This is a genomic window from Variovorax sp. J22G73, assembly GCF_030317035.1.
GTDB lineage: Bacteria > Pseudomonadota > Gammaproteobacteria > Burkholderiales > Burkholderiaceae_C > Variovorax.
The window spans coordinates 66,609-87,464 of sequence record NZ_JASZYK010000018.1 but is presented as its reverse complement, the minus strand read 5'-3'; the positions used below and the strand labels follow the sequence as shown (position 1 = coordinate 87,464).

At 68.6% G+C, this 20,856-nt stretch carries 17 protein-coding genes; all 17 read left to right on the top strand.

Annotated features, from left to right (window positions below; genetic code table 11):
* Positions 1 to 17 precede the first annotated feature (17 nt).
* The 17 genes from QTI51_RS35775 (at position 18) to ftsA (ending at position 20,757) form a co-directional block, all read left to right on the top strand.
* The gene (locus tag QTI51_RS35775; RefSeq protein ID WP_286517961.1) at positions 18 to 1,727 is read left to right on the top strand and encodes an STAS domain-containing protein; all 1,710 of its coding nucleotides are present in this window, start codon (positions 18 to 20) and stop codon (positions 1,725 to 1,727) included.
* A 58-nt stretch (positions 1,728 to 1,785) separates the two neighbouring features.
* Complete coding sequence (gene hslV, locus QTI51_RS35770) at positions 1,786 to 2,331, top strand: ATP-dependent protease subunit HslV (RefSeq protein WP_042578379.1); 546 nt, start codon at positions 1,786 to 1,788, stop codon at positions 2,329 to 2,331.
* Positions 2,332 to 2,333: 2 nt separating this feature from the next.
* Positions 2,334 to 3,662, top strand: coding sequence for an ATP-dependent protease ATPase subunit HslU (gene hslU / locus QTI51_RS35765; protein WP_286517965.1), 1,329 nt, complete (start codon positions 2,334 to 2,336; stop codon positions 3,660 to 3,662).
* A 273-nt stretch (positions 3,663 to 3,935) separates the two neighbouring features.
* Entirely contained in the window at positions 3,936 to 4,364 is a 429-nt protein-coding gene (mraZ, locus tag QTI51_RS35760; RefSeq protein ID WP_012746060.1) for a division/cell wall cluster transcriptional repressor MraZ, read from the top strand.
* Positions 4,365 to 4,372: 8 nt separating this feature from the next.
* Positions 4,373 to 5,296 (top strand): 16S rRNA (cytosine(1402)-N(4))-methyltransferase RsmH, encoded by a 924-nt coding sequence (rsmH, locus tag QTI51_RS35755; RefSeq protein WP_286517966.1) that lies wholly within the window; start codon positions 4,373 to 4,375, stop codon positions 5,294 to 5,296.
* A gap of 2 nt (positions 5,297 to 5,298) precedes the next feature.
* Positions 5,299 to 5,688 (top strand): cell division protein FtsL, encoded by a 390-nt coding sequence (gene ftsL, locus QTI51_RS35750; RefSeq protein WP_286517967.1) that lies wholly within the window; start codon positions 5,299 to 5,301, stop codon positions 5,686 to 5,688.
* On the top strand, positions 5,685 to 7,433 hold the full coding sequence (locus tag QTI51_RS35745) for a peptidoglycan D,D-transpeptidase FtsI family protein (protein WP_286517968.1): 1,749 nt from the start codon (positions 5,685 to 5,687) through the stop codon (positions 7,431 to 7,433). The genes ftsL and QTI51_RS35745 overlap by 4 nt, the downstream gene beginning before the upstream one ends.
* Before the next feature lie 2 nt (positions 7,434 to 7,435).
* Positions 7,436 to 9,031 (top strand): UDP-N-acetylmuramoyl-L-alanyl-D-glutamate--2,6-diaminopimelate ligase, encoded by a 1,596-nt coding sequence (locus QTI51_RS35740; protein ID WP_286517969.1) that lies wholly within the window; start codon positions 7,436 to 7,438, stop codon positions 9,029 to 9,031.
* Positions 9,028 to 10,473 (top strand): UDP-N-acetylmuramoyl-tripeptide--D-alanyl-D-alanine ligase, encoded by a 1,446-nt coding sequence (locus QTI51_RS35735; RefSeq protein ID WP_286517970.1) that lies wholly within the window; start codon positions 9,028 to 9,030, stop codon positions 10,471 to 10,473. Before QTI51_RS35740 ends, QTI51_RS35735 begins: the two co-directional genes overlap by 4 nt.
* 15 nt (positions 10,474 to 10,488) lie before the next feature.
* Positions 10,489 to 11,667 (top strand): phospho-N-acetylmuramoyl-pentapeptide-transferase, encoded by a 1,179-nt coding sequence (mraY, locus tag QTI51_RS35730; protein ID WP_116910568.1) that lies wholly within the window; start codon positions 10,489 to 10,491, stop codon positions 11,665 to 11,667.
* 7 nt (positions 11,668 to 11,674) lie between these two features.
* A complete protein-coding gene (gene murD, locus QTI51_RS35725) occupies positions 11,675 to 13,894 on the top strand; it encodes a UDP-N-acetylmuramoyl-L-alanine--D-glutamate ligase (RefSeq protein WP_286517971.1) in 2,220 nt (739 codons plus the stop codon).
* Complete coding sequence (gene ftsW / locus QTI51_RS35720) at positions 13,891 to 15,189, top strand: putative lipid II flippase FtsW (protein ID WP_116910566.1); 1,299 nt, start codon at positions 13,891 to 13,893, stop codon at positions 15,187 to 15,189. Before murD ends, ftsW begins: the two co-directional genes overlap by 4 nt.
* Complete coding sequence (gene murG, locus QTI51_RS35715; protein ID WP_116910565.1) at positions 15,186 to 16,250, top strand: undecaprenyldiphospho-muramoylpentapeptide beta-N-acetylglucosaminyltransferase; 1,065 nt, start codon at positions 15,186 to 15,188, stop codon at positions 16,248 to 16,250. Before ftsW ends, murG begins: the two co-directional genes overlap by 4 nt.
* The gene (murC, locus tag QTI51_RS35710) at positions 16,247 to 17,740 is read left to right on the top strand and encodes a UDP-N-acetylmuramate--L-alanine ligase (RefSeq protein ID WP_286517973.1); all 1,494 of its coding nucleotides are present in this window, start codon (positions 16,247 to 16,249) and stop codon (positions 17,738 to 17,740) included. Before murG ends, murC begins: the two co-directional genes overlap by 4 nt.
* Positions 17,737 to 18,708 carry a D-alanine--D-alanine ligase gene (locus QTI51_RS35705; RefSeq protein WP_286517976.1) on the top strand — a complete coding sequence of 324 codons (972 nt, stop codon included), beginning with the start codon at positions 17,737 to 17,739 and terminating at the stop codon, positions 18,706 to 18,708. Before murC ends, QTI51_RS35705 begins: the two co-directional genes overlap by 4 nt.
* Before the next feature lie 2 nt (positions 18,709 to 18,710).
* The gene (locus QTI51_RS35700) at positions 18,711 to 19,499 is read left to right on the top strand and encodes a cell division protein FtsQ/DivIB (protein ID WP_116910562.1); all 789 of its coding nucleotides are present in this window, start codon (positions 18,711 to 18,713) and stop codon (positions 19,497 to 19,499) included.
* Between the two features lie 28 nt (positions 19,500 to 19,527).
* A complete protein-coding gene (ftsA, locus tag QTI51_RS35695) occupies positions 19,528 to 20,757 on the top strand; it encodes a cell division protein FtsA (RefSeq protein WP_093126106.1) in 1,230 nt (409 codons plus the stop codon).
* The last annotated feature ends 99 nt before the right edge of the window (positions 20,758 to 20,856 follow it).

The window sequence follows — 20,856 nt, the reverse complement described above, 5'->3', positions numbered from 1 at the left end:
TCGATAGTCTTCACCGCATGGCCAAGGAAGAATCGGGCCGCCTTTTTTCGAAGGTGGCCAAGTTTGTTCGCAATCCCCTGAAGGATTGGTCGGAGCTCGACGCGCCGGCCGCGTCCGATTCCTCGCTGCCCGACCAGACCTACAGCCGCGAGATGCTGAAGGAAATGATCGAGCGGCGCCAGCGCAACGACTTCGTGCGCCGGCGCGAGTTCGACATGCTGCGCAAGCTGCGCCAGCGCGAAGCCGCCGCGCACGCCTTCGACGGCACGGTGACGCCGTCGTCGTTCAACGTCAACAGTTCTTCCGGCAAGCAGGAAGGCCGCGCGCTCACGCTCAAGAAGATCGACGAGATCGAAGAGCAGATGTCCCAGCAGTGGTGGAAGGGCCGCGGGCCGAACGGCGAAGCGCTGTCCACCCCGCCGCCGGACGCCGGTGCCGAAACGCTGCCGCCCGTGCTCGACGACGAGGCGGCCGAAGGGCAGCCGGCGGCCCAGCCTTCGGTTCAAACCGTTGCGCATGCGGCCCACGGACCAGCCGATGCGCCTGTGTCGGCACCCGTTTCATCGCCTGACACGACACCGGCCGCCGCCAGCACGCCGCTGACCTCTTCGCACCTCTCGCACGACGGCGCCCTGGAAGAAGCGGTGATCCGCTTCGCGCACGGCGACGACACCGGCGCGGAAGCTATCCTGCTGCAGGCGCTGGCCTCCGAGAGCGCGCCGCCCGAGTCCGAGAACGGCCAGCACGCCTCGATGGCCGAGCGCGACGACGACCGCTGGCGTGCCTTGTTCGATCTCTACCGCGCCACGGGTGCCGCCGCCAAGTTCGCGGCCGCCCGCATGCGCTACGCCCAGCGCATGCGGCGCATGGGCCCCGACTGGGTCTCGCTCGAGGAGCTGGCCCGCAGCGTCAAGGCCGTGACCGCCAGCGAAGAGGCGGCAGGTGCCGCCGCCGAGGGCGACGCCCACGCCGACTGGGCCAGCCCGCCGCGCCTGGCGCGCGAGGGGCTGGTGGCGCTCACGCGCGCGCTGTCGAAGGCGGGCTCGGTGTGGACGCTCGACTGGCGCAGCCTGGGCGGCATCGAGCTCGAGGCCGCCGCGCCGTTGCGCGTGCTGTTCAACCACTGGTCCGACTCGCCGGTGCAACTGCGCTTCATGGGCTCGGCCCAGCTGCTGGCCGTGCTGGCCGAGGCCTCTCCCAACAACGATCGCAGTACCGAGGATGTGTGGTGGCAGCTGCACATGGCCGCGCTGCGGCTCATGCACCTGCCCGACGACTTCGAGCTGGTGGCGCTGAATTACTGCATCACCTACGAGGTGTCGCCACCTTCGTGGCAGGACCCGCGCGGCGAATGCACCGCGCTGGCCGCGCCAGCGGTGAACCGGCACAGCTCGGTGTGGTCGCTGCTGTCGGTCGGCGGCGATTCGGAGAGCTTTCCGTCCACCGACAGCGGCTTTGCCGCGCTGGCGGGCGACCTGCGGGGCGAGTCGCTGTCGAACTGGCAGCGGCTGGACCACGACCTGCGCCACACCACCGCGCCGGTCATCTCGTGCGCGGCGCTGCTGCGCATGGACCTGGCTGCCGCCGGCACGCTGCTGAGCTGGGTGCGGGCGCGCGACGCCAACGGCGAGCGCGTGCAGTTCGTGGATGCGCATCGCCTGATTGCCGCGCTGTTCAACCTGGTAGGCATTGCCGATCACGCCACGGTGGCGGTTAGGAAAAACTAAGGGCCCGGCCCGCCCTTGCGCGGGTTGCATTGCCTGTGGCCATCCCCAAGTGGCTTCGATGGAACAGTTTCACGGCACCACCATCGTGAGCGTGCGCCGCAAGACCCCCCAAGGCGATCAGGTCGCCATCGGTGGGGACGGGCAGGTCACTCTCGGCAATATCGTCATCAAGGGCACGGCGCGCAAAGTGCGCCGGCTGTATCACGGCAAGGTGCTCGCCGGCTTTGCCGGCGCCACGGCCGACGCGTTCACGCTCTTCGAGCGCTTCGAGGCCAAGCTCGAAAAGCACCAGGGCCACCTCACCCGCGCGGCGGTCGAGCTCACCAAGGACTGGCGCACCGACCGCGTGCTGCGCAAGCTCGAGGCCATGCTGGCCGTGGCCGACGCCACCACCTCGCTCATCATCACCGGCAACGGCGATGTGCTGGAGCCCGAAGACGGCGTGATCGCCATCGGCTCGGGCGGTGCCTACGCCCAGTCGGCGGCCAAGGCGCTGATCGACAACACCGATCTTTCGGCCGAGCAGATCGTGCGCAAATCGCTGGCGATCGCCGGAGAAATCTGCATTTACACGAACATGAACCACACCGTGGAAGCGCTCTGACCATGTCCATGACCCCCCAGGAAATCGTCTCCGAGCTCGACAACCACATCGTCGGGCAGCCGGCCGCCAAGCGCGCCGTGGCCATCGCCCTGCGCAACCGCTGGCGCCGCCAGCAGGTCGACGAAAAGCTGCGCCACGAGATCACGCCCAAGAACATCCTCATGATCGGCCCCACGGGCGTGGGCAAGACCGAGATCGCGCGCCGCCTGGCCCGCCTGGCGGACGCGCCCTTCATCAAGGTCGAGGCCACCAAGTTCACCGAGGTGGGCTACGTGGGCAAGGACGTCGATTCGATCATTCGCGACCTTGCCGAAATCGCGGTCAAGCAAACGCGTGAATCGGAAAGCGTCAAGGTGCGCGCGCGCGCCGAAGACGCGGCCGAGGAACGCATCCTCGACGTGCTGCTGCCGCCCGCGCGCGGTGCCGACGGCGCCACGCCCGCGCTGGACGGCCCCAACCCCACGCGCCAGGCCTTCCGCAAGAAGCTGCGCGAGCACCAGCTCGACGACAAGGAGATCGAGCTCGACCTGGCAGAGACGCGCGCCCCGCTCGAAATCATGGGCCCGGCCGGCATGGAGGAAATGACCGAGCAACTGCGCGGCATGTTCGGCCAGATGGGCGGTGGCAAGCGCAAGACGCGCAAGCTGAAGATCGGCGAGGCCATGCGCCTGCTGATCGACGAAGAGGCGGGCAAGCTGATCAACGAGGAAGAGATCCGCGCGCAGGCCATCACCAACGCCGAGCAGAACGGCATCGTCTTCATCGACGAGATCGACAAGGTCGCCACGCGCAGCGACGCGCAGGGCTCCGACGTGTCGCGCCAGGGCGTGCAGCGCGACCTGCTGCCGCTGGTGGAGGGCACGGCCGTGAGCACCAAGTACGGCGTAGTGCGCACCGACCACATGCTGTTCATTGCGAGCGGTGCGTTCCACCTGAGCAAGCCCAGCGACCTGATTCCCGAGCTGCAGGGCCGCATGCCGATTCGCGTCGAGCTGCAGTCGCTGTCGGTGGCCGACTTCGAAAGCATCCTCACGCAGACGCGCGCGTCGCTCGTGAAGCAGTACCAGGCGCTGCTGGCCACCGAGGGCGTCACGCTCGAATTCACGCCCGACGGCGTGAACCGCCTGGCCACCATTGCGTACGAGGTGAACGAGCGCACCGAGAACATCGGCGCGCGCCGTTTGTCGACCGTGATGGAGCGTTTGCTGGATGAGGTAAGCTTCGACGCGACCCGCCTGGAAGGCCAATCGATCCGCATCGATGCCGCCTACGTCGACCAGCGCCTTGCGGCACTAAGTCACGACGAAGACCTCTCGCGCTTCATCCTCTGAAGCCGCTTCTCTTGCCCCTGTAACGGCGGCAATGCTTCACGCATCACTTTCACTGCGTGAGCTAAGTAGTTCATTCTCAACGAAATTCGCCGATTCCATGCATTTGGAATCGGCGCTAAGTCGTTGATTCCATTACAAAAAATACCACCAACGGCCAGTTGCTTCCTAAGTGTTTCCTGCTACAGTGCAAAAAAGTGCAGTTAAGTGGGAGAAAGTGCGGGTAGTGCCCCCTTCGGGTGCTGCGGCAGCTCCCAACACAGGGGTTTCGTGGTCGTGTTTCAAGGCGCTTCATCGCTCAGTCTGGATGCCAAGGGGCGGCTCTCAGTGCCGACCCGGCATCGCGACGTCCTGAGCGCCACGGCAGGCGGCCAGCTCACGATCACCAAGCATCCGCACGGATGCCTCATGGTGTTCCCCCGTCCCGAATGGGAAAAATTCCGCGAACGCATTGCCGCGCTGCCGATGTCGGCGCAGTGGTGGAAGCGCGTCTTCCTGGGCAACGCCATGGACGTCGAGATGGACGGCACCGGCCGCATCCTGGTTTCTCCCGAACTGCGCGCCGCCACCGGCATCGTGCGTGACACGCTGCTGCTGGGCATGGGCAACCACTTCGAACTCTGGGACAAGGCCACCTACGAGGCCAAGGAGGCCGAGGCCACCCAGGGCGAGATGCCGGATGTGTTTCAGGACTTCGCGTTCTGAGGACTCACGTGAACACCCCATGGACCCATACGACCGTCTTGCTGAACGAAGCGGTGGAAGCTCTTCTTTCAGGCAGCACGGATGCCGCCGGCACCTACGTGGACGCCACCTTCGGGCGGGGAGGGCACGCGCGCGCCATCCTCGCGAGGCTGGGGCCGCAGGGCAAGCTGATCGCATTCGACAAGGATGCGGAAGCAGTGGCCGAAGCAGCGCGCATCTCCGATGCGCGTTTTTCCATCCGGCACCAGGGATTCCGCTCGCTGGGCGAACTGCCCGATGCGAGCGTCGACGGCTTGTTGATGGACCTGGGCGTGAGTTCGCCGCAGATCGACAACCCGGTGCGCGGTTTCAGTTTTCGTTTCGACGGCCCGCTCGACATGCGCATGGACACCACGCGCGGCGAGAGCGTGGCCGAATGGCTGGCAACGGCCGAACTCCAGCAGATTGCAGAGGTGATCCGTGACTATGGCGAAGAACGGTTTGCTGTTCAGGTTGCAAAGGCGATTGTTGCTCGCCGACAAGAACGGGGCCCAATTTCAACCACCACCGAACTGGCCGAGCTCGTGGCTGGCACGGTCAAAACCCGCGAGCAGGGCCAGAACCCTGCAACGCGCACATTTCAGGCTTTTCGGATTTTCATCAACGCCGAGCTTGAAGAGCTGCAACAGGCGCTAGAAGCGAGCCTTTCCGTGCTCAAGCCCGGCGGCCGTCTCGCGGTGATCAGCTTCCATTCGCTGGAAGACCGCATCGTGAAGCAGTTCATCGCGAAGCACTCCAAGGAGGTCTACGACCGCCGCGCGCCCTTTGCCGCGCCCAAGGTGATGAAGCTGAACGCGCTGGAGCGCATCAAGCCGTCCGACGACGAAGTGCGCGGCAACCCGCGCTCGCGCAGCGCCATCCTTCGCGTCGCCGAACGCACCGAGGCGAGCTGAGCATGGCCCGCATCAACCTGCTCCTGCTGCTGGCCGTCGTCGCGACGGCGCTGTACCTCGTGCACACGCAGTACCAGTCACGCCAGCTCTACACCGAGCTGGACCGCGTGCAGCAGGAAGCCCGTCGCCTCGAGCTGGACCGCGACCGCCTGCAGGTCGAGAAGCGCGCCCAGGCCACGCCGTTGCGCGTGGAAAAGCTCGCCAAGGAGCAACTGCAGATGCGCACCACCTCGCCGGCCATCACGCAGTACGTGCGCCCCGACGGCTCGGTGATTCCGGCCGTCGCGCCCGTGGCGCCGGCCATGCCCGCGACCACCGGTGCCAAGCCCGCCGCCAAGCCGCCAGCCAAGCCGGCCGCCAGGCCCGTGACCGCCACGAGGGCCGCGCCATGACCCGCCGCAGCGTGCGCTACACCACCAGCCCCCTGCTGGCGAGCAAGACGCCGGTCTGGCGCAGCAAGTTCATCGTCGCGGGCATCGCGCTCGGCTTCGTCATGCTGGCGGGCCGGGCCGCTTACGTGCAGGTGCTGAACAACAGCTTCTTCCAGCGCCAGGGCGAAGTGCGCTTCGCCCGCACGCTGGAGCTGCCGGCCAACCGCGGCCGCATCCTGGACCGCAACGGCCTCATCCTCGCGTCCAGCGTGGTGGCGCCCAGCATCTGGGCCATTCCGGAAGACATCGAGCGCGACGACCCCGAAGTGCGCGCCAAGCTCAAGCAGGTCGCCAAGCTGCTCGAGATGCCGCAGAAGGACTTCGACAAGAAGCTCGAGGACGAGGACAAGACCTTCGTCTGGGTCAAGCGCCAGGTCGACGAGCCCATCGCCAAGCAGATCGCCGCCCTGAACATCAAGGGCATCTACCAGCGCCGTGAATACAAGCGCCAGTACCCCGAGGGCGAGGCCGCCGCGCACGTGGTGGGCTTCACCAGCGTGGAAGACAACGGGCAGGAGGGCATCGAGCTCGCGTTCAACAAGGACCTGGCCGGCAAGGCCGGCTCGCGCCGCGTCATCAAGGATCGACTGGGCCGCGTGGTCGAGGGCGTGGGCGACACCGTGCCGCCGCTGGACGGCAAGGACATCCAGCTGAGCGTGGACAGCAAGGTGCAGTTCTTCGCCTACCAGAAGCTGCGCGACGCCGTCACGGCGCGCAAGGCCAAGGCCGGCAGCGTGGTGGTGCTCGACAGCACCACCGGCGAAGTGCTGGCGCTGGCCAACTACCCGAGCTACGTGCCCGACAAGCGCCAGGACCTCACCGGCGAGCAGCTGCGCAACCGCGCGCTCACCGACACCTTCGAGCCCGGCTCGACCATGAAGCCCATCACCGTGGCCATGGCGCTGGAGGCCGGCCGCGTGAAGCCCGCGACGCTCATCGAGACGGGCCCCGGCCGTTTCCAGATCGGCGGCTTCACCATCAGCGACACGCACAACTACGGCACGCTGACGGTCGAGGGCGTGATCCAGAAGTCGAGCAACGTCGGCGCGCTCAAGATCGCCCAGAAGATGACCCCGCACGAGATGTGGGACACCTACACCGCGCTCGGCTACGGCCAGAAGCCGCAGATCCAGTTCCCCGGCGCGGTCACCGGCCGGCTGCGCCCGTGGAAGACCTGGAAGCCGGTCGAGCAAGCCACCATGGCCTACGGCTACGGCCTGTCGGCGTCGCTGTTCCAGATGGCGCATTCGTACACCTCGTTCGCGCACGACGGCTCGCTCATTCCGGTCACCATCCTGAAGAACACCGAGCCGCCGGTAGGCGTGCGGGTGTTCTCGCCGTCGAACGCGCTGGCGGTGCGCAAGATGCTGCAGATGGCCGCCGGCCCCGGTGGCACCGGCACGCGCGCACAGACGGTCGGCTACTCGGTCGGCGGCAAGTCGGGCACGGCGCACAAGCAGGTTGGCAAGGGTTACGCGAGTAACAAATACCGCGCGTGGTTCACCGGCATGGCGCCCATCGAGAAGCCGCGCATCATCGTGGCCGTGATGATCGACGAGCCCAGCGACGGCCAGTATTTCGGCGGCGTGGCCGCGGCCCCCGTGTTCAGCGAAGTTGTTCAGCAGACGCTGCGCATGATGAACGTACCGCCCGACCTGGCGGTCAAACCGCTTGTGATGACGCAGGGCGTCGACGAGAGTTTCTGAACATGCTGACCTTCACTTCCCCCCCATTGGCCGCGGCCTGGCTCAAGGAGCGCGCGCCGCAGGGCGCCATGCACGCCGACAGCCGTGCCGTGGGCGCGGGCGACATCTTCATCGCCTGGCCCGGCGCCGCCACCGACGGCCGCAAGCACGTGGCCGCCGCGCTGGCGCAGGGCGCGGCCGCGTGCCTGGTGGAGCACGAAGGCGTGGAAGCCTTCGGCTTCGATGGCGATGAACGCATCGTGAGCTACCCCGGCCTGAAGGCCGCCACCGGCCCGATCGCCTCGGCCTTCTACGACAACCCCTCGGCGCTGCTCGACGTGCTGGCCGTGACCGGCACCAACGGCAAGACCTCCACCGCCTGGTGGCTGGCCGAGTCGCTTTCCACGCTGCGCGCGGCGGGCGGTGTTCGCGCCATGAAGCCCGACGGCACCGTGCAGCGCGACGCGCCTTCGCCGTGCGCCGTGATGGGCACGCTGGGCATCGGCATGCCGCCCGCGCTGACCTACACCGGCCTGACCACGCCCGACCCCGTGATGATGCAGCGCGAGCTGCGCGCGCTGGTGGAGCGCGGCTTCGGCGCCTGCGCCATCGAGGCCTCGTCCATCGGCATCGCTGAGCGCCGGCTCGACGGCGCGCAGATCGCGGTGGCCGTGTTCACCAACTTCACGCAGGACCACCTCGACTACCACGGCAGCATGGACGCCTACTGGCAGGCCAAGGCCGAGCTGTTCCGCTGGCCCGGCCTGCGCGCCGCGGTGATCAACATCGACGACACGCACGGCGCGAGCCTGTGCGCCAACCTGATCGACGCCGGCATCGGCGCGCTCGACGTGTGGACCGTGTCCGCCGAGGGCAAGCCGGCCCGCCTGATGGCGCGCGACATCGGCTACGACGCGCAGGGCCTGCAGTTTTCCGTGGCTGAGCACGGCACGGCCGAGGTGCAGCGCCTGTCGACCGGCCTCATCGGCCAGTACAACGTGGCCAACCTGCTGGGCGTGCTGGGCACGCTGCGCGCGCTGGGCCTGTCGCTGGAGCGGGCCGTGGCCGCCTGCGCCAACCTCACCAGCGTGCCGGGCCGCATGGACCGCGCCGGCACCGGGGAGGGCGCGCCGCTGGCCGTGGTCGACTACGCCCACACGCCCGACGCGCTCGACAAGGCCCTCATCGGCCTGCGCCCGCTCGCGAAGCAGCGTGGCGGCGCGCTGTGGTGCCTGTTCGGCTGCGGCGGCGACCGCGACCCGATCAAGCGCCCGATGATGGCCGCCGTGGCCGAGGGCCAGGCCGACCACGTGGTCGTCACCAGCGACAACCCACGCAGCGAAAAACCCGACGCGATCATCGCGCAGGTGCTGCGCGGCTTCTCGCGCCCCGAGGCCGCCCAGGTGCAGCCCGACCGCGCCATGGCCATTGCCGACGTGCTCGCGCAGGCGGCCCCGCAAGACGTGGTGCTCATCGCCGGCAAGGGCCACGAGGCGTGGCAGGAAATTGCCGGCCAGCGCATCGAGTTTTCCGACAAGGCCCATGCGCTGCAGGCGCTGGCACGCAGGGTGAACCCGGGTAACCCCGGTAACCCGGCACACACCGGGAGCGTGGCATGACCGACACCACGCCGCTCAACCTCACGCTGGCCCAGGTGCAGCAATGGATTCCGGGGTCGCGCCTGGTCGGCGACGGCGCGACCGTCATCGCCCGCGTGCACACCGACACGCGCACGCTCGCGAGCGGCGACCTGTTCGTCGCGCTCAAGGGCGAGCGCTTCGACGCCAACGAATTCCTCGCCGACGCGAAGGCGCAGGGCGCCGTGGCCGCCATTGCGCACCATGGCCTCGAAGCCGCCGGCCTGGCCGGGCTCGAGGTGCCCGATTCGCTGGCCGCGCTCGGCGCGCTCGGCGCCGGCTGGCGCGCGCAGTTCACGCTGCCGCTCATTGCCGTCACCGGCAGCAATGGCAAGACCACGGTCACGCAGATGATCGCGGCGGTGCTGTTCGCGTCCGCCGCCGAACGTGCTGAACGGGCCGAACGTGCGCTGGCCACGGCCGGCAACTTCAACAACGAGATCGGCGTGCCGCTCACGCTGCTGCGCCTGCGCGCGGAGCACCGCCGCGCGGTGCTCGAGCTGGGCATGAACCATCCGGGCGAAATTGCGCGGCTGGCCGCCATCTCGCGCCCGACCATCGCGCTGGTGAACAACGCGCAGCGCGAGCACCAGGAGTTCATGGCCAGCGTCGAGGCGGTGGCCGTGGAAAACGCCGCCGTGTTCGCGGCGCTGCCCGACGACGGCACGGCCGTGTTCCCGTACGGCGACACCTTCACCGCGCTGTGGACCGACATGGCGCGCGCCGGCGGTTCGCGCCGCTGCATGACGTTCGGCGAAGCGCAGGACGCCGACATCTCGCTCGAGAGCGCCGAATGGGCGCAGGGCGCGTGGGCCGTGCGCATCCGCACGCCGCTGGGCGCCTTCGCCACCCGGCTGCACATCGCCGGGCGCCACAACGTGGTGAACGCGCTGGCGGCCACCGCCTGCGCGCTGGCGGCCGGCGTGTCGCTGGAAACCATTGCCGCGGGCCTGGACGCTTTCGTGCCGGTCAAGGGCCGCTCGCGCGCCAGCGAGGTGGTGCTGGCCGGCGGCCACGCGCTCACGCTGGTGGACGACAGCTACAACGCCAACCCCGATTCCGTGATCGCCGCCATCGACGTGCTCGCCGCCCTGCCGGCGCCGCGCCTGCTGGTGCTCGGCGAAATGGGCGAGGTGGGGAACCGCTCGCCGGAGTTCCACGCCGAGGTCGGCGCCTGGGCCCGGCAACGCGGCATCGAGTCGGTCTACACGCTGGGCGCCGCCACGGCGCATGCCGCCACCGCCTTCCAGGGCGGTGCGGACGGACGACATTTCGACGAGTTCGACGCGCTGGGCGCGGCCGTGCTCGCGCGCCTGCCGCAGGTCGGCAGCGTGCTGGTCAAGGGATCCCGCTTCATGAAGATGGAGCGCATCGTGCAGGCCATCGAGGCACAACAACAAAAGGAGGCCGGTCATGACGCATGAGCCGCGCGAAAACACATGCTGCTGACTCTCGCCCAATGGCTGCAGACGCTGTCGCCCGAATTCGGGTTCCTGCGCGTCTTCCAGTACCTCACCTTCCGCGCGCTGATGGCCGCGGTGACCGCGCTCGTGGTCGGCCTGGTGGCCGGCCCCTTCGTCATCCGCCGGCTCGCCGCGCTCAAGATCGGCCAGCCGGTGCGCGGCTACGGCATGGAAACGCACCTGACCAAGAGCGGCACGCCCACCATGGGCGGCGTGCTGGTGCTGTTCGCCATCGCCTTCGCCACGCTGCTGTGGTTCGATATTTCGAACCGGTTCGTGTGGATCGTGCTGTGGGTCACCATGGGCTTCGGCGCCATCGGCTGGGTCGACGACTGGCGCAAGGTGGTCCGCAAGGACCCCGAAGGCATGCGCTCGCGCGAGAAGTATTTCTGGCAGTCGGTGGTGGGCCTGCTGGCGGGCTTCTACCTGCTGTTCAGCATTTCTGAAAGCTCCAACTGGCGCGTGCTGCAGCTGTTCTTCGCCTGGGTGCAGTCGGGGTTCGACCTCGACTTTCCGCCCAAGATCAACCTGCTGGTGCCCTTCTTCAAGGAAGTGAGCTACCCGCTGGGCGGCATCGGCTTCGTGATCCTCACGTACCTGGTGATCGTGGGCGCGAGCAACGCGGTGAACCTCACCGACGGGCTGGACGGCCTGGCGATCATGCCGGTGGTGATGGTGGGCTCGGCGCTGGGCGTGTTCGCCTATGTGACGGGCAGCGCGGTGTACTCCAAGTACCTGCTGTTCCCCAACATCCCGGGCTCGGGTGAGCTGCTGGTGTTCTGCTCGGCCATGGCCGGCGCGGGCCTGGCCTTCCTGTGGTTCAACACGCACCCGGCGCAGGTCTTCATGGGCGACGTGGGCGCGCTGGCGCTGGGCGGCGCGCTGGGCACCATCGCGGTCATCGTGCGCCAGGAAATCGTGTTCTTCATCATGGGCGGCATCTTCGTGGTCGAGGCGATCTCGGTGATGGCGCAGGTGATGTACTTCAAGTACACCAAGAAGCGCTACGGCGAAGGCCGCCGCGTGCTCAAGATGGCGCCGCTGCACCATCACTTCGAGAAGAGCGGCTGGCGCGAGACGCAGGTCGTGGTGCGCTTCTGGATCATCACGATGCTGCTGTGCCTCGTGGGCCTGTCGACGCTGAAGCTGCGGTAATAAAAACATGCGGCACCTTCAAGACCTCCCCGTTCTCATCCTCGGCCTCGGCGCGTCCGGGCTGGCGATGGCGCGCTGGTGCGCGCGCCACGGCGCGGTCGTGACCGTGGCGGATACGCGCGAGGCGCCGGCGCAGCTGGCCACGCTGAAGGCCGAGCTGCCCGATGTGGTTTTTGTCGGCGGGCCGTTCTCGGCCGCGCTGGTCGAAGGCACGCCGATTCGCGCGGTTTACCGCTCGCCGGGCCTGTCGCCCGAGACCATCGCGCCGGTGGCCGATGCGGCACGCGCCATGGGGCTGCCGGTCGGCGGCGAGCTGGACCTGTTCGCGCGCGCGCTGCTCGATCTGCAGACCGTCGATGTGCCGGTGGTCGAAGCCGAGGCCGACGCCGAGCCTGCGTTGGAAGCCGTGCCTGAAGTCGTCGGCGAAGCCGAGCAAGCTGAAGCACAGGCCGAACTGCCGCTCGAAGCGGCAGCCGTCGAAGCTGTCGAAGAGGTTGCAGAGGTCGAAGCTGCCCAGGCCGCAGAACCAGAGCCGACGACCGAAACCGCCGAAGCACAACCCGAACCGACCGTGCCCGCGATGGCCGAGGCCATGCCGCGCGATCCATCGATCAGCGTGGCCGTGCCTGCGCCGACCGAGGCACCTGACGCGCCCGTGGCCGCAGAGCCTGAAGCCGTGCCGCAAGACGCAGCCGCCGAAACGCCGGCATCGGAAGTCACTGCGACGGAAGCCTCCGCAACAGAGGCCACCGCTGCAGCATCCGAAGCCGCCGATTCCAGCAGCCCCGAATCCGAAGCACTGGAAGCACCGGACGCTCTCGAAGCCCCCGCTGCTTCAACTGCACCCGCCACCGTTTCCCGCCTGCCCACCACCGGCAAGCCCTACGTCCCCACCGCCGCCAGGGAGGCCGCCGAGTTCGTCGCCAAGATCGCCGAACTCGCCGCCTCCAACCCAGCCTCGGCCGCCGTGGAAGAGGAAACGCCGCAGCTCGAGCTGGCACCGCCCGTCGAGCCCGAAGCGCCCAAGGGCTACAAGCCGGCCGTGCTCGCCATCACCGGCACCAACGGCAAGACCACCGTCACCTCGCTCACCGGCCAGCTGGTCGAGCGCGCGGGCAAGACCGTGGCCGTGGCCGGCAACATCGGCCCGACGCTGCTGGACACGCTCAGCGCGCACATCGACGCCGACACGCTGCCCGACGTGTGGGTGCTGGAGCTCTCCAGCTTCCAGCTGGACGGCGTGCAGGGCTTCGAGCCCACCGCCGCCACCGTGCTCAACCTCACGCAGGACCACCTCGACTGGCACGGCGACATGAAGGGCTACGCCGCGGCCAAGGCGCGCATCTTCGGCGCGCGCGGCCTCATGGTGCTGAACCGCGACGACGAGGGCGTGATGGCCATGCTGCCCGCGCCGGTGCGCGTGAAGCTGCAGCGCCCGCAGATCCGCACGCACGTCACCTTCGGCTCGGCGATGCCGCTGCGCCCGGGCGACTACGGCATCGAGCGCGTCAACGGCATGACCTGGCTGGTGCGCGCGCTGGAAGCCGACGAAACGCAGAAGCGCAAGCGCGGCGCGGTGGTGGAAGAAGAAATTTTCCTGCAGCGCCTGATGCCCGCCGACGCGCTGCGCATCCGCGGCCGCCACAACGCGCTGAACGCGCTGGCCGCGCTGGCGCTCGCCACGGCCGCCGACTGCGCGCTGGGCCCGATGCTCTATGGCCTGCGCGAGTACCGCGGCGAGCCGCACCGCGTGGAGCCCGTCGCCATCGTGGACGAGGTCGAGTTCTTCGACGACAGCAAGGGCACCAACGTGGGCGCCACCGTGGCCGCGCTCGTGGGCCTGGGCGAAGAGCGCCGCGTGGTCGTCATCCTCGGCGGCGAAGGCAAGGGACAGGATTTCGAGCCGCTGGCCGAGCCGGTGCGCCAGTACGCGCGCGCCGTGGTGCTCATCGGCCGCGACGCGCCGATCATCGAGGCCGCGCTGGCGTCCACCGGCGTCTCGCTGCTGCACGCTGCGTCGATGCACGAGGCCGTGACGCTGGCCGGCAAGCGCGCCAACCCGGGTGACGCCGTGCTGCTGTCGCCGGCCTGCGCGAGCTTCGACATGTTCAAGGACTACGCCCACCGCGCCGAGGTGTTCCGCGAGGCCGTGCAGGCCTGGGAAGACAGCCCGCGCGGGCTGGTGGAAGACCCCGCGTCCGATGCTTCGACGGAGGAACCACTTTGAACCCCGCAACCGCAGGCGCCACGTCCAACACCCGCACCGGCCGCTTCAGCGGCTGGTTCAGGCGCGCCCGCAGCGGCATCGACGCGCTGCCCGTGCACCTGCCCGTGCGGCTGGGCGGCGCCGGCATCGCGCAGACCAAGGCCACGCCCATGCGCGTGCTGGGCTTCGACCAGGCGCTGGTGTGGGTCACGGTCGCGCTGCTGACCTGGGGCCTGATCATGGTGTATTCGGCCTCCATCGCGCTGCCCGACAACCCGCGCTTCGCGCGCGCCGGCTACAGCGCGTCGTACTTCCTTACGCGGCATGCGGCCTCGGTGGCGTTCGCCTTCGTCGCCGCGCTGCTGACCTTCCAGATTCCCATGAAGACCTGGGAGCGCGCCGCGCCCTGGCTCTTCGTCGCCTCGCTGCTGCTGCTGGTGGCCGTGCTCATTCCGCACATCGGCATCAACGTGAACGGCGCGCGCCGCTGGCTGCCGATGGGCTTCATGCGCTTCCAGCCGTCGGAGCTGGCCAAGCTGGCGATGGTGCTGTACGCCGCCAGCTACATGGTGCGCAAGATGGAGATCAAGGAGCGCTTCTTCCGCGCCGTGCTGCCGATGGGCATCGCGGTGGTGGTGGTCGGCATGCTGGTGATGGCCGAGCCCGACATGGGCGCGTTCATGGTGATTGCCGTGATCGCCATGGGCATCCTGTTCCTGGGCGGCGTGAACGCGCGCATGTTCTTCGTGATTGCCGCGCTGGTGGTGGTGGCCTTCGGCAGCATCGTCGCGAGCAGCCCGTGGCGGCGCGAGCGCATCTTCGCGTACCTCGATCCGTGGAGCGAGGAGCATGCGCTGGGCAAGGGCTACCAGCTGTCGCACTCGCTGATCGCCATCGGGCGTGGCGAGGTGTTCGGCGTGGGCCTGGGCGGCAGCGTGGAAAAGCTGCACTGGCTGCCCGAGGCGCACACCGACTTCCTGCTCGCGGTGATCGGCGAGGAGTTCGGCCTGGTCGGCGTGCTGCTGATCATCGGCATGTTCCTCTGGCTCACACGCCGCATCATGCACATCGGCCGCCAGGCCATCGCGCTCGACCGCGTGTTCTCCGGCCTCGTGGCCCAGGGCGTGGGCGTGTGGCTCGGCTTCCAGACCTTCATCAACATGGGCGTGAACCTGGGCGCGCTGCCGACCAAGGGCCTGACGCTGCCGCTGATGAGCTTCGGCGGCTCGGCCATCCTGATGAACCTGGTGGCGCTGGCCATCGTGCTGCGCATCGACTACGAGAACCGGGTGCTGATGCGGGGAGGCCGCGTATGACCGGCAAGACTGCACTCGTCATGGCGGGCGGCACGGGCGGCCACATCTTCCCCGGACTGGCCGTGGCCGAGGCCCTGCGCGAGCGCGGCTGGCGGGTGCACTGGCTGGGCGCGCCCGGCAGCATGGAAGAAAAACTGGTGCCCCCGCGCGGCTTCGCCTTCGAGCCGGTGCAGTTCGGCGGCGTGCGCGGCAAGGGCCCGCTCACGCTGTTCCTGCTGCCGCTGAAGCTGCTGCGCGCGTTCTGGCAGAGCCTGGGCGTGGTGCGCCGCGTGAAGCCCGACGTGCTGGTGGGCCTGGGCGGCTACATCACCTTTCCGGGCGGAATGATGGGCGTGCTCATGGGCAAGCCGCTGGTGCTGCACGAGCAGAACTCGGTCGCCGGCCTGGCCAACAAGGTGCTGGCCGGCGTGGCCGACCGCGTGTTCACGGCCTTTCCCAACGTGCTGAAGAAGGCCCAATGGGTGGGCAACCCGCTGCGCGCGGCCTTCACCTCGCAGCCCGAGCCGGCCGCGCGGTTCGCGGGCCGCACCGGTCCGCTGAAGTTGCTGGTGGTCGGCGGCAGCCTGGGGGCGCGCGGCCTCAACACCGTGGTGCCGCAGGCGCTGGCCCGCATCGCGAGCGAAGCCCGCCCGCAGGTGCTGCACCAGAGCGGCGCCAAGCAGATCGACGAGCTGCGCGCCAACTACGCGGCCGCCGGCGTCGAGGGCGAGCTCACGCCCTTCATCGAAGACACGGCGCAGGCCTATGCGGACGCCGACTTCATCGTCGCGCGCGCCGGTGCCAGCACCGTCACAGAAATCGCGGCCGTCGGCGCAGCAGCGCTGTTCGTGCCTTTCCCTTCGGCGGTCGACGACCACCAGACCACCAACGCGCGCTTCCTTGTGGACGCGGGCGGCGGATGGCTGGTGCAGCAGGCCGACCTCACTCCTGAATTGCTGGCTGATTTGCTACAGAAAACCGGGCGCACCGCGCTGATCGACAAGGCCGCCAAGGCCAAGACCCTGCAGAAGACCGAAGCCGTCGAGGCGGTCGTCCGCGCTTGCGAGGAGCTTGCCAAATGAAGCACGCGATTCGTCACATCCATTTCGTCGGCGTCGGCGGCTCGGGCATGAGCGGCATCGCCGAAGTGCTGCTGAACCTGGGCTACAGGATCACCGGCTCCGACCTGGCCGACAGCGCCACGCTGCGCCGGCTCGCGGGCCTGGGCATCGGCACCTTCGTGGGCCATGCGGCCGCGCACATCGAGGGTGCCGACGCGGTCGTCACCTCCACCGCCGTGCAGTCGGACAACCCCGAGGTGCTGGCCGCGCGCGAGAAGCGCATTCCGGTGGTGCCCCGCGCGGTGATGCTGGCCGAGCTGATGCGCCTGAAGCAGGGCATCGCCATTGCCGGCACGCACGGCAAGACCACCACCACCAGCCTGGTGGCGAGCGTGCTCGCCGCCGCCGGGCTCGACCCGACCTTCGTGATCGGCGGGCGGCTGAACAGCGCCGGCGCCAACGCGCAGCTCGGCAGCGGCGACTACATCGTGGTCGAGGCCGACGAGTCGGACGCGTCGTTCCTGAACCTGCTGCCCGTGATGGCGGTGGTCACGAACATCGACGCCGACCACATGGAAACCTACGGGCACGACTTCGGCAAGCTGAAGAAGGCCTTCGTCGAGTTCCTGCACCGCATGCCGTTCTACGGCGTGGCCATTCTCTGCACCGACGATCCGGCGGTGCGCGAGATTGCGGCCGACGTGAACTGCCCCGTGACCAGCTACGGCTTCAACGAAGACGCGCAGGTGCGCGCCATCGACGTGCGCGCCGTCGGCAGCCAGATGCACTTCACCGCGCAGCGCCGCAACGGCGTGACGCTGCCCGACCTGCCCATCGTGCTGAACCTGCCGGGCGAGCACAACGTGCGCAATGCGCTGTCGGTGATCGCCGTGGCCGTGGAGCTCGGCATCGCCGACGAGGCGGTGCAGCGCGGGCTCGAAGGCTTCAAGGGCGTGGGCCGGCGCTTTCAGAGCTACGGCGACATCCACGTGCAGGGCGAGGCCGGCAACGGCACCTTCACCGTGATCGACGACTACGGCCACCACCCGGTGGAGATGGCCGCGACCATCGCCGCCGCACGCGGCGCGTTCCCGGGGCGCCGGCTGGTGCTGGCCTTTCAGCCGCACCGCTACACCCGCACGCGCGACTGCTTCGAAGACTTCGTGAAGGTCATCGGCACGGCCGACGCGGTGCTGCTCGGCGAGGTGTACGCCGCCGGCGAGGCGCCCATCGTGGCCGCCGACGGCCGCACGCTGGCGCGCGCGCTGCGCGTGGCCGGCAAGGTCGAGCCGGTGTTCGTCGACGACATCGCGGCCATGCCGCGCGCCATCCTCGACAACGCCCGCGCGGGCGACGTCATTCTTTCCATGGGCGCCGGCTCCATCGGCGCGGTGCCGGGCAAGGTCGTCGAGCTCGGCAACGCCAACGCCTCGGCCACCTCCACTGCCACCGCCGCCATCGCGGCGTCCCCCACATCGCAGCGCGATTCGCGCGAAGGGAGGGCCTCGTGAGCCTTCAGAACCCCCAGCTTTTCGGCAAGGTCGCCGTGCTGTTCGGCGGCAGTTCCGCCGAACGCGAAGTCTCCTTGATGTCCGGCACCGGCGTGCTCGAGGCCCTGCGTTCGCGCGGCGTCGACGCGCACGCCTTCGACCCCTCGCAGCGCGAGCTGGCCGACCTGAAGCGCGAAGGCTTCGCGCGCTGCTTCGTCGCGCTGCACGGCCGCCACGGCGAAGACGGCACCGTGCAGGGCGCGCTCGAGCTGCTCGGCATTCCCTACACCGGCTCGGGCGTGATGGCCTCGAGCGTGGCCATGGATAAGGTCATGACCAAGCGCATCTGGCAGGCCGACGGCCTGCCGACGCCCAAGTACGTGCGCCTGGCCTTCGACCAGCAAAGCCGCGAGCAGGTCATGGCCGTGCCCGACGTGCTGGGCCTGCCGCTGATCGTGAAGCCGCCGCGCGAGGGCTCGTCCATCGGCGTGACCAAGGTCGAGGGTTACTCGCAGATGCAGGACGCGATCACCCTGTCGGCCAGGTACGACGCCGACGTGCTGTGCGAGGAGTTCATCGAGGGCGAGGAAGTGACCTGCGCCGTGCTCGGCCACGGGCTCGATGCCCGCGCGCTGCCGGTGGTGCGCATCAGCGCGCCCGAAGGTGCCTACGACTACCAGAACAAGTACTTCACCGACGACGTGAAGTACCAGTGCCCGAGCGGCCTGTCGGACGCCGAGGAGCACGAGATCCAGCGCATCACGCTGGCCGCGTACCGCACGCTCGGATGCCGCGGCTGGGGCCGAGCCGACGTGATGATCCGCGCCAGCGACCGCAAGCCCTTCCTGCTGGAGATGAACACCTCGCCCGGCATGACCAGCCATTCGCTGGTGCCGATGTCCGCGCGCGCCGCGGGCATCGCCTACGAAGAACTGTGCGTGCGCGTGCTGGCCTCGGCCACGCTCGACGCCACGGGAGGCTCGCAATAGCCATGGCCGACAGCATTCCCGCACCCTTCGACGTCAAGCTCATGAACATCGTCGCGAACATCGCCTTCGTGATGGTCACGCTCATGCTGCTGGCGGCGGGTGCCTGGTGGGTGCTGCGCCAACCTTTCTTCCCGCTGGCCGGCATCAAGGTCGACGGCGAGGTCACGCACAACAACGCGGTGACCCTGCGCGCCAACGTGGCGCCGCAGCTGAACGGCAACTTCTTCACCATCGACCTGTCGCGCGCCCGCGCGGCGTTCGAGTCGGTGCCGTGGGTGCGCAGCGCGGTGGTGCGGCGCGAGTTTCCGAACAAGCTGCACGTCACGCTGACCGAGCAGGTACCGGTGGCCACCTGGGGCGACGACGCGGGCTCCAAGCTCATCAACGGTTTCGGCGATGTGTTCGAGGCCAACGTGGCGGAGGTGGACGACAACCTGCCGCGCCTGGACGGCCCGATCGAGCAGGCCGGGCAGGTGCTGGGCATGTACCGCGTGCTGCAGCCGCAGTTCCAGCCCTACGACCTGGCCATCGACGAGCTCACGCTGTCGAGCCGGGGCAGCTGGAAGGTGGTGCTGGACAGCGGCGCGGAAATCGAACTCGGCCGCGGCCAGAGCGAGGAAGTGACGGCCCGGTTGCAGCGGTTCCTGAAGACCGTGACCCAGGTCTCGGCCCAGTACCGCCGCTCGATGGCCGATGTCGAAGGCGCCGATCTGCGCCACAACGACGCGTATGCCCTGCGGCTGCGCGGCGTCACCACGGTCTCGCCCGAGACCCCAAGAAAAATCAAGTAGCGAACACCGAGGAATCGAGGACATATCAATGCCCAAAGAATACAAAGACCTGGTCGTAGGACTCGACATCGGCACCGCCAAGGTCATGGTGGTGGTGGCCGAGGTGCTGCCCGGCGGCGAGCTCAAGCTGGCCGGCCTCGGCATCGCGCCGAGCAACGGGCTCAAGCGCGGCGTGGTGGTGAACATCGACGCCACGGTGCAGAGCATCCAGCAGGCCTTGAAGGAGGCCGAGCTGATGGCCGACTGCAAGATCAGCCGCGTGTACACGGGCATCACCGGCAGCCACATCCGCGGCATCAACTCCAGCGGCATGGTGGCGGTGAAGGACAAGGAAGTCACGCCCGCCGACGTGGCCCGCGTGGTGGAGACGGCGCGCGCCATCAACATCTCCAGCGACCAGCGCCTGCTGCTGGTGGAGCCGCAGGAGTTCGTGATCGACGGCCAGGACGTGAAGGAGCCGATCGGCATGAGCGGCATGCGCCTGGAAGCCAAGGTGCACATCGTGACCGGCGCGCAGAGCGCGGCCGAGAACATCATCAAGTGCGTGCGCCGCTGCGGCCTGGAAGTCGACCAGCTGATGCTCAACCCGCTGGCCTCCAGCCAGGCGGTGCTGACCGAGGACGAGCGCGAGCTGGGCGTGGTGCTGGTGGACATCGGCGCGGGCACCACCGACGTGGCCATCTTCACCAACGGCGCGATCCGCCACACGGCCGTGATCCCGATCGCGGGCGACCTCATCACGAGCGACATCGCGATGGCGCTGCGCACGCCGACCAAGGACGCGGAAGACATCAAGGTCGAGCACGGCTATGCCAAGCAGCTGCTGGCCGACCCCGAGTCGCAGGTCGAGGTGCCGGGCCTCGGCGACCGCGGCCCGCGCATGCTGAGCAAGCAGGCGCTGGCCGGCGTGATCGAGCCGCGCATCGAGGAAATCTTCTCGCTCGTGCAGCAGGTGGTGCGCGAGTCGGGCTATGAAGAAGTGCTGTCCTCGGGCGTGGTGCTCACGGGCGGCAGCGCGGTGATGCCGGGCATGGTCGAGCTCGGTGAAGACATCTTCCTGAAGCCCGTGCGCCGAGGCATTCCGAAGTATTCCAGCGCGTTGTCCGACATGGTCGCGCAGCCTCGCGCCGCTACAGTCATGGGCCTTCTCGAGGAGGCTCGCTTCGCACGCATGCGCGGCTTCAAGGTGGCACAGAAGAATGGGTCGGTAAAGACTGCATTCGGACGTTTCAAGGACTTCATTGTGGGGAATTTCTAGCCATGATCAAGTCTCCACTCTGGCTCGCACGCGGCAGCCCCCCTTTGCATTTCAACGAGCGATGGCGACGCACAGGTCCACCATCGTGACGCTCGAACG

Coding starts and splice junctions, on each gene's coding strand:
- QTI51_RS35775 (WP_286517961.1), top strand. CDS start 18: ATGGCCAAGGAAGAATCGGGCCGCCTTTTTTCGAAGGTGGCCAAGTTT.
- hslV (WP_042578379.1), top strand. CDS start 1,786: ATGGAACAGTTTCACGGCACCACCATCGTGAGCGTGCGCCGCAAGACC.
- hslU (WP_286517965.1), top strand. CDS start 2,334: ATGTCCATGACCCCCCAGGAAATCGTCTCCGAGCTCGACAACCACATC.
- ftsL (WP_286517967.1), top strand. CDS start 5,299: ATGGCCCGCATCAACCTGCTCCTGCTGCTGGCCGTCGTCGCGACGGCG.
- QTI51_RS35745 (WP_286517968.1), top strand. CDS start 5,685: ATGACCCGCCGCAGCGTGCGCTACACCACCAGCCCCCTGCTGGCGAGC.
- QTI51_RS35740 (WP_286517969.1), top strand. CDS start 7,436: ATGCTGACCTTCACTTCCCCCCCATTGGCCGCGGCCTGGCTCAAGGAG.
- QTI51_RS35735 (WP_286517970.1), top strand. CDS start 9,028: ATGACCGACACCACGCCGCTCAACCTCACGCTGGCCCAGGTGCAGCAA.
- mraY (WP_116910568.1), top strand. CDS start 10,489: ATGCTGCTGACTCTCGCCCAATGGCTGCAGACGCTGTCGCCCGAATTC.
- murD (WP_286517971.1), top strand. CDS start 11,675: ATGCGGCACCTTCAAGACCTCCCCGTTCTCATCCTCGGCCTCGGCGCG.
- murG (WP_116910565.1), top strand. CDS start 15,186: ATGACCGGCAAGACTGCACTCGTCATGGCGGGCGGCACGGGCGGCCAC.
- murC (WP_286517973.1), top strand. CDS start 16,247: ATGAAGCACGCGATTCGTCACATCCATTTCGTCGGCGTCGGCGGCTCG.
- QTI51_RS35700 (WP_116910562.1), top strand. CDS start 18,711: ATGGCCGACAGCATTCCCGCACCCTTCGACGTCAAGCTCATGAACATC.
- ftsA (WP_093126106.1), top strand. CDS start 19,528: ATGCCCAAAGAATACAAAGACCTGGTCGTAGGACTCGACATCGGCACC.